The sequence below is a fragment of the Methylophaga sp. UBA4204 genome, assembly GCF_002379485.1.
Lineage (GTDB): Bacteria > Pseudomonadota > Gammaproteobacteria > Nitrosococcales > Methylophagaceae > Methylophaga.
Genome location: NZ_DFTU01000050.1, coordinates 1,319 through 1,932, shown reverse-complemented (window position 1 = coordinate 1,932; position 614 = coordinate 1,319). Strand labels below are relative to the sequence as shown.

The following is a 614-nucleotide window of genomic DNA, read 5'->3' as shown; positions in this document are numbered from 1 at the left end:
CCCCTGTCTCTTGATTGCATGCCCGGCAAAACCAGCCTGCTGCAGCGCATTAACCCTTTGATATTTGTATCAACCATGCGTTCCCAGTCTTCCGGATCCGTGGCATAAGCTGGTTCAAGTCCCAATGCTAAACCAGCATTATTGACCAATACATCTATCTGCTGAAATTCGGCTGGTAACTCGGAAAACGCCTGTTCGGTCGCCTGCCGGTCACTGATATCAAAACAACTGATGCAGACTTGTGAAGCTCCACCTAACTCCGCTTGCAGGCTTTGCAAACGTTCCATGCGCCGCCCAGTAATAATCAGGCGCCACCCTGCTTTAGCAAACAACCTGGCGCATGCCTCACCAAATCCTGCGGTAGCGCCGGTAATCATAATGATTGGGGATGAATTCATTTTTTGCCTTTAATACTATTATTTGAATCACAGAGACACAGTGTCATATGTATCCGCAGATTCCGCAGATGAACGCAGATTAAAAAATTTACAATAACATCCCTGTTGACCATGCGACTAAAAAATATGGGTTAGATAATGATATGTATGAAGTTCATTTAAATTTTAATCAACGTACTAGATCGCTTTTAATCATCTGCGAAAATCTGCGTAATC

General features: G+C 44.1%; 1 protein-coding gene. It reads right to left on the bottom strand.

Annotated elements, in window-relative coordinates; genetic code table 11:
- On the bottom strand, positions 1–398 hold a 398-nt coding region (locus tag B3182_RS07260), incomplete at its 3' end, for an SDR family NAD(P)-dependent oxidoreductase (RefSeq protein ID WP_292752137.1).
- Positions 399–614: the final 216 nt, after the last annotated feature.